Here is a 14,046-nt window from a genome sequence, read left to right on the forward strand (position 1 = left end):
GCCCGCCGCCGTAGTCGCTCACGGGGCCTCCTGCCCGTCGTACTGGCTGCGGGCCGAGTCGCTCACCCGGATCAGCAGTGCCACGATCGCCCAGTTGGTGACCACCGAGGAGCCGCCCTGGGCGAGGAACGGCATCGCCATGCCGGTCAGCGGGATCAGCCCGGTCACCCCGCCCGCGATCACGAACACCTGGAGCGCCAGGATCGAGGCGAGGCCGACGGCGAGCAGCCGGCCGAACGGCTCGCGCAGGGCGAGGCCGGCCCGGTAGCCGCGCTCCACCAGCAGCGCGTAGAGCAGGAAGAGCGCCGCGAGACCGGCCAGCCCCAACTCCTCGCCCGCCGTGGCCAGGATGAAGTCCGACTTGACCGCGAAGCCGATCAGGACGGAGTGCCCGAGCCCGAGCCCGGTGCCGAGCACCCCGCCCGCCGCGAACGCGAACAGCGACTGGGAGAGCTGATTGGGGCCCTGCCCGGCCTCGATCGTGGCGAAGGGATGCAGCCAGTCCTCGATCCGCTGGTTCACATGCGGCTCCAGCCGCCCGACCGCCACCGCCCCGAGCACGGCGAGCAGCAGCCCCACCGCGATCCAGCCGGTGCGCCCGGTGGCGACGTACAACAGCACCACGAACAGCCCGAAGAACAGCAGCGAGGTGCCCAGATCCCGTTCCAGGACCAGCACCCCGACGCTCAGCAGCCAGATCGTCACGATCGGGCCGAGCACCCGCCCGGTCGGGAACTGCAGCCGCCACAGCCGGCGGCCCGTGTACGCGAGCGCGTTGCGGTTGGCGGCCAGGTAGGCGGCGAAGAACACCGCGAGCAGCACCTTCGCGAACTCGCCCGGCTGGAAGGAGAACCCGGCGATCCGGATCCAGATCCGGGCGCCGTTGACGGCCGGGAAGAGGATCGGCAGCAGGAGCAGGGCGAGCGCGGCGACCACGCACACGTACGCGTACCGCTGGAGCGCCCGGTGGTCGCGCAGCACCGTCACGACGACGAGGAACAGCGCCACGCCCAGCGTGGACCACACCAGCTGGGCGGGCGCCGCCCGGTCGTTCGGGGTCTCCAGGTCCAGCCGGTAGATCAGGACCAGGCCGATCCCGTTGAGCAGCACACCGATCGGCAGGAGCAGCGGGTCGGCGTACGGCGCCCGCAGCCGTACGACGAGATGCGCGAACAGGGCGAGCACCCCGAGCCCGGCGCCGTAACCGGCGGCGCCGGGCGGGACGGTGCCGGTCCGCGCGAGTCCCACCGCGCAGTAGCCGTCCACGGACAGCAGGACGGCCAGCACGATCAGGGCGAGTTCGATGCCACGGCGCCGGGGGAGGCGTGCGACGGGTGCGGGAGCCTGCGCCGCCGCCACGGTGATTCCGGCCTTGGTCATGCCCGGAACCTACCCAAACGGGACGTCTTGTGTGCCGTGCCCGCTCACACCAGCGTGGCGCGCTGTCAGGGGTGCGGGGATTCGTCCACGGGCAGGATCAACGTGGCGACGGCCCCGCCGTCCACCGCGTTCCCGAACACCAGCCGAGCGCCCAGCACCTCCGCCTGTCCCAACGCGATGGTCAGCCCGAGCCCGTGTCCCGTGGCCCCGCCCTCCGTGCGGAACCGCTGCGGACCGTGCGCCACGAGGTACCGCGGATACCCCTCCCCGTGATCCCGCACGGTCACCACGGGGCCGTCCACCGTCAGCACCACCGGCGGGCCGCCGTGCTTGTGCGCGTTGGCCACCAGATTCCCCAGCACCCGCTCCAGACGGCGCCGGTCGGTCTCCACGCGCGCGTTGCGTACGACCCGCACCTCCGTCTCGGTGCCGGAAGCCCGCACCACGCGCCGGGCCAGCGCCCCCAGCTCCTCGGTGCCCACCTCCAGCCTCTCCCGGCCGGTGTCCAGCCGGGAGATCTCCAGCAGGTCCTCGGTGAGCGTGCGCAGCGCCGCCACCCGGTCCCGCACCAGCTCCGTCGGCCGGCTCGGCGGCAGCAGCTCCGCCGCCGCGTGCAGCCCGGTCAGCGGGGTGCGCAGCTCGTGTGCCACGTCCGCGGTGAACCGCTGCTCGCTCAGCAGCTTGCTCTGCAGCGTGGAGGCCATGATGTCCAGGGCCGCGGCGACCGCGGCCACCTCGTCCTGCGGCCGGGAGGTGTCCTTCGTCAGCGGGTCGTCCACGCGCGCGTCCAGGTCGCCCGTGCTGATCCGCCGGGCCACGCGCGCGGTGGCGTGCAGCCGCCGGGTCACCCGGGTCACCGCGAACACGCCGACCAGCACCGTCGCCCCGATCGCGAGCCCCGACGACCACAGGATCGACTTGTCGAGACCGGCGATGGTGCGGGACTGCTGCGAGTAGTCGACCTCCACGGCCAGCGCCCGGTGCCCGGCCACCGGGCCCGCCGCCCACATGGTCGGGCGCCCCCGGTGCTGGGAGACGATCGTGCCGCGCTCACCGGAGGCCGCCAGCGTCCGCAGGGCCGGGGGCAGCCCCTCGGGGTCGACCCCGGCGCCCGGCAGCAGCGTGTCCCCGGCCTCGTAGGCCTGGGTGGCGTCCGCGAGGCGGGACAGCGCGAGGCCGCGGGCCTGGCCGACGGTCTGGTTGGTCACCGAGACGTGCACCAGGACGCCGAGCAGCGCGGCCAGCGCACAGCACATCACCGTGATGAACGCGGCCGCCTTCACGGCGAGCGCCCCGGCCCACCGGGGCAGACCGGGCTTCACCGGCTGCTCGCCGAAGGGGTGGCCGACGGGGAGGCGGACGCGGACGGCTTCGTGGCCTTGCGGCCGTCACCGGTGTGCAGGTACTCGTCGCGCGAGAACACCATCGCCCGCTGCCCCGGGTCCCACTCCCAGGTCGTGCGGTACTCGTAGCCGGAGATGTCCGCCGGGGAGCGCTCGATCAGCGTCCGGCCGGCCAGCTCCACCCCGAGGATCGCGTCGTTGTCGGCCAGCACCTGCACCAGGTGGTGCTTCTCGACGGTGTAGACCCGCACGGCGGTCTGGTTGGTCGGATAGAGCCGGAAGCCGAGCGTCATGTCGTCCCGGCCGTCGCCCGTCAGGTCCCGGTAGTTCGGCTTCAGCAGCGGGCAGCGCGCCTTGTCGCCGCCGGGCCGGCAGTCCTCCAGCCGGTCCACGGTCGCGTGGTACGCCCCCTTGGACCCGTAGTCGTCCGGGGTCGCCTTGATCTCCGCCTCGACCACGTCGACCGGGTCCACCTTGCGGATGTCGTCACCGGGGACCTTGACGCCCTTGACGACCACCCGGGTCGATACGGCGTAGGGGTAGGCCGGACTGGACGCCGGCCGGAGGTCGGGCCAGAGCTTGGCCGGGCTGACCGCGGTCGGGGTCGGCCCGGCGGCCCGCAGTCCGCCCCGGTCCCCGCAGGCCGCGGCCGTCATCGACAGCAGGGCGACGACGACCGCGGTGAGGGCGGTGCGCGCGGGACGGCGGGCTGGCACGGTGCTCCTGGGGGCGTCGGGGTCGGGCGGGACCCCGTACACCTTATTCGTAGAATCGAAATTTCGTAGGTTAGTCCTTTTTGCGCCCCGGGGGCGACGCTGGGAGAGAGGCTACTCGGCCAGTTCCTCCAGCAGTCGAACGGTCGGCAGTCCCGCGCGCAGGTACTCCACGAACAGCTCGTTGTGCAGCGCCCAGGCCGAGCGCCGGGCCCGGATCAGCTGGATCACCTCGTCCGGCGAGCAGCGGCCGTGCTCGACCAGGGCGTGCGCGATGACCAGGCCGGACCGGTTGTACCCGTGGTAGCAGCGCACGAGCACCCGGCGCCCGGCGTCCAGCGCCTCGTTCACCGCCCGGGCCAGCCTCATCACCCCGGCGAGCTGCGTTCCGTCCAGCGGGCCGTCGGGAATCGGCCACACATGGTGCTCGACGCCCGGATCGGGGCCGTACCCCGGCAGCCGTAACAGTGACTGCACCACGTCGAACTCGTCGCGTACGACCGCCGACTCCGCTTGCCCGAAACGGCCCCGGAACACGTGCCCGCCCATCCACAGGCCGGGCACGATCTCGCTCCACGGACGCTCGGGAGCCGGTACGTCGGGCTGCCTTCCGCGGATCCGCAACGGCGCCTCCCCAACTCCTCCTCGCGGGGCCGTCCTCCAAGGTAACCGGTCTTGCCCCGGGAGCACCCCGCCTGGTCCCATGGTCGAGGGGTGATGGCGCATGAGCGCACTGCGCGTGGTGCCGGCCGTTCGGCACGGCCGGGAACGGCTGTACGTCCGCCGGCCGGACGGCGGCAATGTCGCCTGGTACGACCGGGAGACGGGCCGGGTCAACCTGCTCGGCGAGGACAGCAGGGACGACGTACTCGAAGCCCTGAAGCCCTTTCTGACCGGCCCGGTGACCGTGGGCCCACCCCCGGTCCCGACCCCTGCGGAACTGGCCCGGCTGACCCTGCACCCGGACGACGACCTGGCGCCCAACCGTCCCGGCGAGGCCCTGCTCGTCGCCCTCGACCGCGACCCCGGCCCCGCCCGCTGGCTGCGCCCCGACCCGCGCCGCCGCGCCCTCGCCGCCGAGCAGGCCGTCGGCCAGGCCCTGGACGCCCTGGAGGGCGCCGGCTGGCACACCCTGCACTCCGTCCCGCTGCCCGGCGGCGACCGCATCCACCATCTGCTGCTCGGCCCCGGCGGCCTGTTCGCCGTACACGCCCTGTACGCCCGCAAGAGCCGGATCCTGGTCGCCGACCCGATGGTCACCGTGGGCCGCCGCGAGGCCGAGCCGCTGCTGCGCCGGCTGCGCGCGGAGGCCGACCGGGCCTCCTACGCCCTGACCGCCGAGGTGCGCCCGGTGCTGGCCCTGGCGGGTCCCGCCGAGGTGACCGTCACCGCCGCGCCGCGCGCGGTACGGATCGTCCAGGACACCGAGCTGACGGGCCTGGTCCGGCTCGGCGGGGTGCTGAAGCCGGCGGACGTGGAGGCCCTGCACGGGATGGCACGGGACCGCACCACCTGGGGGAGGGTGTAGCGGCTCAGCGGGGCAGTGCGGCGGCCGCCTCCGGGTCCAGCAGGGGGGCCATCAGATCGCCGTGCTCCCGCAGCCGCGCCGCCATCTCGCCCGCCTCGAACTCCAGCTGGGCCGGGCGGCGGCAGTCCGCGACCTCCTCCCAGGTGACCGGAGCCGATACGAAGGGGGCCGGGCGGGCGCGCAGCGTGTAGGGCGCGGCCGTCGTCTTGCGGGCGGCGTTCTGGCTCCAGTCGACGAACACCTTCCCCGGCCTGAGGCTCTTCGTCATCCGGTGCACCACCAGCCGGGGCAGCGCCCGCTCGGCCGCCACGGCCAGCTCCTTGGCGTACGCGCTCGCTTCGTCGGGCGACCCGCCGCGCACCGCCGCCAGCAGGTGCAGCCCCTTCGACCCGGCCGTCTTCGGGTACGCCGCGATCCCGTCCGCCGCGAGCCGCTCGCGCAGCCACAGGGCCACCTCGCAGCAGTGGACGACGGTCGCGGGCGGTCCGGGGTCGAGGTCGATGACGAGCCGGTCGGCCCGGTCCGGAGCCTGCACCAGCCACTGATGCGTATGGAACTCGGTGACGAGGTTCGCCGCCCAGACGAGACTGGCCAGATCCTGTACGACGACCATCCGGGCCGGCCCCTCCGCTCGCGGCACCTCGGCGGTCATGACCCACTCGGGCGTACCCGGCGGCACGTTCTTGGTGAAGAACAGCTGCCCCTGCGGGCCGTCCGGATAGCGCAGGAAGGACACGGCCCGGTCGCGCAGATGCGGCAGCAGCACCCCGGCACTGGTCGCGTAGTAGTGCACCAGCTCCGCCTTGGTGAAGCCGGTCTGCGGATACAGCACCTTCTCCAGGTTGCTGAGCGCGACCCGCCGCCCCTCCACCTCCGTGATAGGCGTCATACGATGACAATCCCAGATGAAACGGGAAGGGTGGGTGTGGCACGTGCGGTCGATATGGAACGGCGCCATCTCCTTCGGTCTCGTCAGCATCCCGATCAAGCTGGTGAACGCCACGGAGAGCCACGCGATCTCCTTCCGCCAGATCCACACGGAGGACAACGGGCGCATCCGCTACCGCAAGGTGTGCGAACTGGAGGACCGCGAGGTCAGCCAGGCCGAGATCGGCAAGGGGTACGAGGACGCGGACGGCACGATCATCCCGATCACCGACGACGACCTCTCCCAGCTGCCCATCCCGACCGCCCGCACGATCGAGATCGTGGCCTTCGTGCCGGCCGACCGGATCGACCCGCTCCAGATGGACGCGGCCTACTACCTCGCGGCGGGCGGAGTCCCGGCCGCCAAGCCGTACGTCCTGCTGCGCGAGGCCCTCAAACGCAGCAACAAGGTCGCCATCACCAAGTACGCCCTGCGCGGCCGGGAACGGCTCGGCATGCTGCGGGTGGTCGGCGACGCCATCGCCATGCACGGCCTGCTCTGGCCGGACGAGGTCCGCGCCCCCGAAGGCGTGGCCCCGGACACGGACGTCACCGTCCGGGACAAGGAACTCGATCTCGCCGACGCCCTGATGGACACCCTCGGCGAGGTCGACCTCGACGATCTGCACGACGAGTACCGGGAGGCGCTGGAGGAGGTCATCGCCGCGAAGGCCTCCGGCGAGGCCCCGCCGCAGGTTCCGGAACCGGCTGCCGGGGGCAAGGTGCTCGATCTGATGGCGGCGCTGGAGAGCAGCGTGCGGGCGGCGCGCGAATCCCGGGGCGAGGCGGTGTCCGGGGGCGAGGCGGAGGTCAGGGCGTTGCCCCGGAAGAAGGCGCCGGCCAAGAAGACGACCGCCACGGCGAAGAAGGCTTCGGCTGCGAAGAAGTCGACTGCGAAGTCCGCCGCGAAGTCTGCTGTGAAGTCTGCCGCGAAGAAGACGACGGCGAAGAAGGCGGCGTCGCGCAAGCGGTCTGCGTGAGGGGCATGAGGGGCGAGCCCGTCCGCCGGGAGAACTGCGGTGCCGTCGGCCCCACCGGTCAGCCGTTCCAGGCGCGCCCCCGTCGCCCGGCCAGCACCAGCACACCCCCGGCGACGGCCGACGCCGCCAGCGTCACGCCGAAGGCCGTCGTGCCGGTCGTCAGTCCCACCGCGTCGCTCAGATGGCCCGCGGTGACCGGGAGGAGGCCGGCGGGGAGGCCGGCGGGGAGGTAGCCGCCGATGTTGAGGGCCGCGTTCGCCTCGGCCAGGCGGGTCGCCGGGACGGCGGAGTTCAGGAGGGACAGGCCGCCAGCCGGCCCATGCCCTGGCCCGCGCCGGCCAGCAGCGCGGCGGCGCCGCGCTCGTGGCCCAGGAGGCCGGTGAGCCGGGCGATGTCCTTCGGCTGGAAACCCGGCCTGTTCCCACACCGGGATCCGGTCAGGCGTTGATCCGGGTGAAGGCGACTCCGATTCACGCCAGCGACCTGCATGTGCTGCGTGGCCGCTACGGTTTCTCCCCCGGATTTCCCGCTGTCGGGGGGAACATGGAATGCGTGGGCCGTATCGAGGCCCTGGGCCCGGATACTGCGGGGCTGAACATCGGCGAGCGCGTGGTGGTCGCCGCTGTCCCTGCGGTACCAGGGCCGCGTGTGGCCGGCACGTGGCAGGAATACCTTGTCGCCGACAGGCACAGGCTTCTTCCGGTCCCCGACCGGCTGAGCGACTCCAGTGCCTGTCAACTCGCTGTCAACCCGTTGACCGCGCTGCTCCTGGTGACTCGCGAACTCGACGTACAGCAGGGCGAATGGTTGTTGCAGACCGCCGCGGGCTCCACCGTCGGCCGCCTCGTCATCCAGTTGGCCGGGCATCTGGGTACGCGCACGATCAACGTGGTGCGGCGGCGCGATGCCGTCGAGGAGATCAAGGCATGCGGCGGCGACGAGGTCGTGTGCACCGAGGACGAGGACCTGGTGCAGCGCGTGGCCGAGATCGCAGGACCGGCCGGCGTGCGCAAGGCCCTCGACTGCGTCGCGGGCCACGTGGGTGCCGAGGTGTCCCAGGCGTTGGCTCCGGGAGGAGAGGTCGTGGTCTACGGCGCGCTCTCCACCCATCGGCAGACCGACCCGGCGGCGCTGACGATCCCGCTGCAGGCGCGCTCGGTCATCTACGAGACCAAGGCGGTCCGCGGCTTCTGGCTGAACCTCTGGTTCGGCACTGCCTCACCTGCGGATGCGTTGCGCGCGCTGTCCGAGGTGCGCAGCCTCGTGGCCGATGGGGTGCTGACCATCCCCCAAGGCCGGCCGTTCCCGCTCGAACGCTTCGCCGAAGCCGTCTCACTCGCCGAAGCGCCCGCACACGGCGGCAAACCACTCTTCGTCTTCGAAGACGGCCGGGACGGAAGACGCTCGGCGGACGGGCTGTGCTAGGCGTGCCGCGAACGCCGAGAGACAACAACCCATCCAGGAATTCCACATGGGCTCGGTGGGAGGGGACCAGAGAGCGCGAGCGGGTCACTTCATCGGTCGCACATGGAACGCCATGTCGTCGCCGATCGGTGCTGTCACGTGCTGACCACAGGCGACGTACTCCGGCTGATCGCCGTCGGGGGTCACGATCCACTTCGCCCCGCTGGTGCAGGCGTTCCCGGTACGGCTCTCGAGATGGCGGCACTCTGCCGTGACGTACCGGAAGGTCACGGTGAGCTGCTCGGGGGCCTTTTCACCCACGTACCGGTCATGGATGGGGTGACCGGCTTCAAGGACACGGCCCACGATCGCTCGCGTCCTGCGTCCGCTTGGGGCGTGGCCGGCATCCTCAACGCGGTCTACCTCAACCGCCAGGCGCACGATGCCGTCACCGGTCGAGGCGAAAAGCGCGATCGTGTGCCGGTCCGCTTCCTCACCCAGCTCCCAGCAACCGCGGTTGAGGGCGTAGGTGATCTCCGGCGCCATGCCGTCACGCCAGCCGTAGCAGGGGCGTCCGAGAGCGTCGATCTCGGGCAGCGACGTGATGTCAGTGAGGCTGAACTGGATCAAGAAATCGTCCTCTGGGCGTGTTGTCCCGGCGGTAACCGGTCTGCGACCGATGGCTGAACCACGCGGACACCCCGCACGCCCCGAGGGGACGCCGGAGAGACGGCGCGGGTCTACTGGACGGTTGATCTTAGAGCGCTGCTCAGGCAGCGAATGCGGCAGTCCGGCCAAGCGTCGCTCGCCATCGGCAGGCTTGGGACCAGGCCCGAGTCGGTCGCCTCGGCGGAGTGCCGGCGGTCCTCGTGGACGCCCGCTGCCGGCCCCCGCGGCGTGCTGATTCGTGCGGGGCGGGGTGCCTGGCGGTGGCGCGGGCCTCGCCGTTTCCTGGACCTCGCCTGCAGCGACGCTCCAAGATCCCGTCCACGCCTCGTGCACAGACCCCGGCATACGGTCACTTCCGGCGGCTTACGTCTGCGGATACGAGCCGCCGTCCCGGCGCGGGCCCGGCAGTGGTACGCCGGGCGCCCGCGCCTCGGGGGCAGGATGCGGTCAGCCCTCCTTGGCGAGGGCCGGGACGAAGCGGGCCGCGTCGATCGTTCCGACACCGGTCGCCATGTCGTAGCCCTTCACCGCGGTGTAGCCGGTGACTCCCGCGTAGCTGTTGTTCGTGCCGTCCTTGACGTCCACGATCCCGGTGGACGGGTTCGACGAGGACTGCGCGTACAGCGAGTACAGCGCCTGGTGGATGTCCCCCAGCCGGTGCCCGGCGACCTGGTCGGCCAGGGCCACGATGCCCGCGAAGAGCGGGCTGGCCTCGCTGGTGCCGACGTAGACGTCCCAGCCGACCCTCTTCGGGTCGTAGCTGGAGTACACCCACCCGCCGCCCTTCAGGGAGGCGGACATGGAGACGTCCGGGGTGCTGCGGTGACTGTCGACCACCCCGTTCTGATACGAGGGACGGGCGAAGACGTGGGACTGGCCGCCGCCGCTGGCGCCGTGGTCGTTGTAGACGCTGTCCGGCGCGATGCGGTCGCCCTTGGCATCCAGGTGCAGCTGGGTGCCGCCGAGCGAGACCACCAGGGGGTCGTCAGTCGGCCAGGCGTTGACCCTGTACGGATAGGTTGTCTGGCCGTTCGCGGTGGTGCCGGTGGGTCCGCTGTCGCCGGAAGCGTCGGTGACGGTCACACCGTGCTTGGCCGCGTCCTTGAAGGCGTACCGCAGGTTCTGGATGCTGGAGAAGTCACCCTTGCTGAAGCCGGGGAAGTTGTTCTCCGCCACGCCCCAGCTCTGGCTGATCACATCGCCCACGCCGCGGTCGATGAGCGATTTCTCGGCGTCCATGACCTCTCGCAGGCCGGTGGTGCCGTCCCCGATCCGGCCGACCCCGGTCTCCGCCAGGACGATGTGCGCGTCCGGGGCGACGGCATGCGCCATCTCCACGTCGAGGGTGGTCTCACCGGCCCAGCCGATCTGGTCGGCGTCACCGGGATCGAAGCGCGGGACGTTGCCCCACTTGACCACGTCGACATGGGTGCTCTTCATGCCGAACCGGGCGCTGTAGACATCCAGGTCCTTCTGGATGGTCGGCGAGCCGAACGGATCCACGATCACGATCGTGCGCCCCTTGCCGGTCACCCCTGCCTGGTACAGCGGGTTCAGGTCGTACGCCTGGCGGTACTGGATCGCGTTGTAGCAGTCGAACCCCCACGTCGCCCGGCACTGCGCAGTGCTCATCAGGCTGCCGGCCCCGCTCTTCGATTGCTGCCCGGCCGCCGGCACGGGCTTGACTTCTTGCGCCGGTCGCACGGGTGCAGCGACGGCGACAGAACCAGACAAAAGTCCTGCTATCGCGGCGAAACTGGTGAGGCTGGTGACCCAGGCTGCGGCGACCGCAGTGCGCCGCCGCGCATGAATCCTGCGCATAGATGCTCCTCGTAGTGGACCAGGCCACGCTCGGCCGTGGAGTGCGATCCCATCCCGAGGCCGTCCATGAGGCAAGGGATTTCCCTTGTGTGGCTTTTCACTGCTTCATCCGATTCGATGCCCTATGTCCATGCCGAGGGCGTCCCGCAGGGCCTGGGCAACCCATCGAGGGTGCGCATGCCGGCCTGGCTGTCGCGCGGCTTCGGTCCAGGTGGCAGCGGGGCCTTCGTGTGCCGGGTTGCCTCCTGCGGGAGTCGCGACCAGTTCGATGCCCGCTGTGTCGGTTTCGCGAGATAAGTCGCTTCTGACCGCTTCATGAGATACATCACGATCTGACCATCGAGGAGCGGGCGGCCCGTGAGCGGGATCGGGGGTCGCTGGAGTCGGACATGGCGCCACGCGGCCACTTGGTGCCGAGCGGAGCGGTCGGTGGCGTCGGAGCCCTCGGAGGGGCAGCCGGACGCAGCTGACGGTCCGTCGAATGTGGCGACTGACCTCGGAGGACACTCCAAGATCCCGTCCACGCCTCGTCCACAGACCCCGGCATACACCCGCTCCGAGCGACATACGCCTGCACAAACGCGAAGACCCCGACCTCAGCGTTTCCGCTGGTGACGGGGTCTTTGGGCACTCATGTTGGGTGCCCCCGGCAGGATTCGAACCTGCGCACACGGCTCCGGAGGGCATGCTTCAAACCGTGTCGGCACTGGCTCTGACCTGCACGTATGACCATAGAAGTCATCCCTCGGCTCTATCTCTATCGCATACCGTGCACAGGACGGCTTCCACCCCCCCCTGTTGGTACAGGCGCCGGCCAGCTGCGGCATCTCTGTCCGCGGCTCGGAGCGCCGCTTCATGCCGCTTGTTGCGGAGGGAGTGGCGCGGCCTAGAAGCGACCTCACGTGATCGCTGCCAGCGCAGCGTTGGCCGGGGCCGAGCGGTCGTCATTGAATGTCGTTGATCGCCTTGGGCCGCCGTTCGACGGCCCACAGACGGCCCGACAACCTCTTAGTCCCGAACGCGATTGAGGCCTGTCCAACCTCGTGCCCGGACCATTGGCCTGCCCGTTTACCTCCGCCACAGTCCGTCACTGTCCGCCGCGATCCCGGGGCGGCTGCGGCATTTGGCCCCCTGCTTGACCCCCGCCGCGTCGGATCGCGAGCCCAGTCCGGCTACGCGAACGCGCTCCCCTGGAGAGCCCTCAGAGACCCTTCCTAAACCATTAGTGCAAGGAATTCATGATCAACTGAAGTGTGGGGTGTATGGTTCTTGGCTAACCGCTAGTTTCAGATGGGAGTGGTACGTGGACAGCTCGGTCCCTCAGTGGGCTCGTGACCAGTACGGCGACGATGCCGATGCCATCCGCGCCGCCGTCTGGTGGGCGCTGGAAGACACTCAAGAGGCAACGCTCGACGTGCGCGCTGCGGCCCGGTCGAAGTACGGGTTCGCTCCTGGTGGCGCACGGATGACCAATCAGTTCGAGAGGCTCGTTGAGCGCATCCTCGACCTGGGGGTTGAAGGCACCGAGATAGTGAAAACCGGTACCTGGTACAAGCTTCCGCTCGTTCACAACACCGTGCTGTTCCCCGTCTGCGCTGAGGTGGATGGCACGGAGCCGGCCAGTCACTGGCCGCGGAACAGGGATCTCTCGGGAGTCGTAAAGGAGATCTTTGCAGCTACCAGTCCATCCGAGAAGCTCTGGGTCGCGGATCCGTTGCCTGATCTGGCAGTTCCTGAGCAGGTCCTGCGCCCCTCGCTCGCAGAACTTGCAGGGCGGGACCCGCGCCCACAACTGGTTCTGGTGGTCTACGAGATGGACCGCTCCGGCCTCAAGCGCGCCTGGTGGGGCAAGGCTGAGCTGCTGGATGAGACTGGCACCCTTGGGTGGATGACTGAGCGGTCACTGATCACCGCGCCGGAAGGCACCCCCCTGTTCGCTGTGCTTGACCTGAACGCGGATGATGAACGCTTCGACTCCGGTGACCTGCCGGAGGTGCCGATGACTGGTCGTAGTGACGAAGAGCGAAAGCTTGGGACTCCACCGACGACGGAAGCGGCTGAAGAGACTGAGGACGACTCTGCTGAGAGCGATGAGGGCTGACTATCCAACGATCCCCGGACTGGGTCTGGACGACACAACGCTGAAAGCCGTTTGGGACGGCTTCCACCCGCCCAGGCTGACTCAAGCACGTCACCTTGCCGGGCTGACGAAGAAGGAGGTTGCGGAAGGGATCGGCGTATCACCTGCTGCCGTTGGGCAGTACGAGACAGGGAGTAGCAAGCCTCGTGTCGGGCTGATTCCACGATTGGCCGAGGTTCTGGACGTGCCCGTCCAGTTCTTCCTGGCGGGTCGTCCGATGGGCAAGCTAGACACATCCATGGCTCACTTCCGGGTATTGCGCTCCACCAGTGGGGCACAGCGTAATAGAGCTCTGGGCTTTGCCGGGCAGACGTGGGAGCTCACGTACGCGCTTGAAAAGCGCGTACGGCTGCCTCTTGTTGATGTGCCAGGCTTTACCGGCGGAGAGATCCATCCTGGGACGGAGATCCCGGCCGAACCCGTTGGTGCTGCGCGCGAACTGCGGAAACGCTGGCAGCTGGGGAAGGGCCCAGTCCGGCACCTGATCCGACAAATGGAAGCCCACGGAGTTGTGGTTGTCACCCCGCCAGAGGCAGACCAAGCGACTGCGAAGATCGACGCTTTTGCGAGCGGGGGCCTTCCTCGTCCCCTGGTCGTCCTTACGCCGAACCGCGCAGACGACGTGTATCGGCATCGATTTAGTGCAGCTCACGAGCTCGGTCACTTGGTGCTTCATGCGGCGTCTACAGGAGATGCTCGTCAAGAACGTGAAGCTGACGCGTTTGCTGCGGAGTTCTTGACGCCTCGGACCAGCATTCTTCCTCTGCTGCCGCGGAGGATGGATCTAGCGCAGCTGGCCGACCTCTCGCGTACATGGGGTGTGTCAGTTAAGTCGTTGATTTACCGGTGCCGGGAGCTCGGGCTAGCCTCAGAGGCCACGGCAAGTCGGGCTTACCAGCGCCTGAATGCACTGGCTGGCCAACCTGGTTTCTCCGCCGAACCGGTTAGTGGATTCCCCGGAGAGCAGCCCGTGATGTTGCGGCAAGCTTTCGAACTCGCGGAGCGTGATCAGGATCTAACCGTACGCGACCTCGCGCGTGAGCTTGCCTGGAAGCCGGCCCGTGTAAGGGAATTGCTCGGCATGCCTGATAGTCGTCCGGTTCTGCACCTAGTGTGAGTGTGACCGTCTTGAGGGGTCGGT

12 protein-coding genes and 1 pseudogene are annotated in these 14,046 nt (G+C 69.8%); 5 read left to right on the forward strand and 8 right to left on the reverse strand.

What is annotated here, in order from left to right; translation table 11 throughout:
- Window positions 1–18: 18 nt before the first annotated feature.
- The 4 genes from ADK64_RS21190 to ADK64_RS21205 form a co-directional block, all read right to left on the reverse strand.
- The gene (locus ADK64_RS21190; RefSeq protein WP_053661339.1) at window positions 19–1,380 is read right to left on the reverse strand and encodes an FtsW/RodA/SpoVE family cell cycle protein; all 1,362 of its coding nucleotides are present in this window, start codon (window positions 1,378–1,380) and stop codon (window positions 19–21) included.
- Window positions 1,381–1,445: 65 nt separating this feature from the next.
- Window positions 1,446–2,702, reverse strand: a complete 1,257-nt coding sequence (locus ADK64_RS21195; protein WP_053661341.1) for a sensor histidine kinase — start codon at window positions 2,700–2,702, stop codon at window positions 1,446–1,448.
- Window positions 2,699–3,439 carry a hypothetical protein gene (locus ADK64_RS21200; RefSeq protein WP_053661469.1) on the reverse strand — a complete coding sequence of 247 codons (741 nt, stop codon included), beginning with the start codon at window positions 3,437–3,439 and terminating at the stop codon, window positions 2,699–2,701. Before ADK64_RS21200 ends, ADK64_RS21195 begins: the two co-directional genes overlap by 4 nt.
- 111 nt (window positions 3,440–3,550) lie before the next feature.
- Complete coding sequence (locus ADK64_RS21205; protein WP_199829669.1) at window positions 3,551–4,060, reverse strand: protein-tyrosine phosphatase family protein; 510 nt, start codon at window positions 4,058–4,060, stop codon at window positions 3,551–3,553.
- Between the two features lie 100 nt (window positions 4,061–4,160).
- On the opposite strand from ADK64_RS21205, the gene ADK64_RS21210 reads away from it, so the two are divergent.
- Window positions 4,161–4,964, forward strand: a complete 804-nt coding sequence (locus ADK64_RS21210) for a nuclease-related domain-containing protein (protein WP_053661346.1) — start codon at window positions 4,161–4,163, stop codon at window positions 4,962–4,964.
- A 4-nt stretch (window positions 4,965–4,968) separates the two neighbouring features.
- On the opposite strand, the gene ligD is transcribed toward ADK64_RS21210, so the two are convergent.
- Window positions 4,969–5,853 carry a non-homologous end-joining DNA ligase gene (gene ligD, locus ADK64_RS21215; RefSeq protein ID WP_053661347.1) on the reverse strand — a complete coding sequence of 295 codons (885 nt, stop codon included), beginning with the start codon at window positions 5,851–5,853 and terminating at the stop codon, window positions 4,969–4,971.
- Window positions 5,854–5,896: 43 nt separating this feature from the next.
- On the opposite strand from ligD, the gene ADK64_RS21220 reads away from it, so the two are divergent.
- Window positions 5,897–6,871 carry a Ku protein gene (locus ADK64_RS21220; RefSeq protein WP_053661470.1) on the forward strand — a complete coding sequence of 325 codons (975 nt, stop codon included), beginning with the start codon at window positions 5,897–5,899 and terminating at the stop codon, window positions 6,869–6,871.
- A 58-nt stretch (window positions 6,872–6,929) separates the two neighbouring features.
- Here ADK64_RS21220 and ADK64_RS43250 read toward each other — a convergent pair.
- A pseudogene (locus ADK64_RS43250) lies at window positions 6,930–7,225 on the reverse strand (MFS transporter); the annotation flags it as partial.
- Between the two features lie 9 nt (window positions 7,226–7,234).
- Between ADK64_RS43250 and ADK64_RS21225 the strand changes: the two are divergent.
- Entirely contained in the window at window positions 7,235–8,296 is a 1,062-nt protein-coding gene (locus tag ADK64_RS21225) for a zinc-dependent alcohol dehydrogenase family protein (protein ID WP_234384661.1), read from the forward strand.
- Between the two features lie 84 nt (window positions 8,297–8,380).
- On the opposite strand, the gene ADK64_RS21230 is transcribed toward ADK64_RS21225, so the two are convergent.
- Both ADK64_RS21230 and ADK64_RS21235 read right to left on the reverse strand, forming a co-directional pair.
- The gene (locus ADK64_RS21230) at window positions 8,381–8,905 is read right to left on the reverse strand and encodes a hypothetical protein (RefSeq protein WP_053661351.1); all 525 of its coding nucleotides are present in this window, start codon (window positions 8,903–8,905) and stop codon (window positions 8,381–8,383) included.
- A gap of 486 nt (window positions 8,906–9,391) precedes the next feature.
- Window positions 9,392–10,576, reverse strand: coding sequence for a S53 family peptidase (locus ADK64_RS21235; protein WP_234384662.1), 1,185 nt, complete (start codon window positions 10,574–10,576; stop codon window positions 9,392–9,394).
- A 1,492-nt stretch (window positions 10,577–12,068) separates the two neighbouring features.
- Between ADK64_RS21235 and ADK64_RS21240 the strand changes: the two genes are divergently transcribed.
- Window positions 12,069–12,866 (forward strand): hypothetical protein, encoded by a 798-nt coding sequence (locus tag ADK64_RS21240; RefSeq protein ID WP_053661471.1) that lies wholly within the window; start codon window positions 12,069–12,071, stop codon window positions 12,864–12,866.
- The gene (locus ADK64_RS43255) at window positions 12,856–14,022 is read left to right on the forward strand and encodes an XRE family transcriptional regulator (RefSeq protein WP_078992762.1); all 1,167 of its coding nucleotides are present in this window, start codon (window positions 12,856–12,858) and stop codon (window positions 14,020–14,022) included. The genes ADK64_RS21240 and ADK64_RS43255 overlap by 11 nt, the downstream gene beginning before the upstream one ends.
- Window positions 14,023–14,046: the final 24 nt, after the last annotated feature.

Source organism: Streptomyces sp. MMG1121 (assembly GCF_001280015.1).
Classification (GTDB): domain Bacteria; phylum Actinomycetota; class Actinomycetes; order Streptomycetales; family Streptomycetaceae; genus Streptomyces.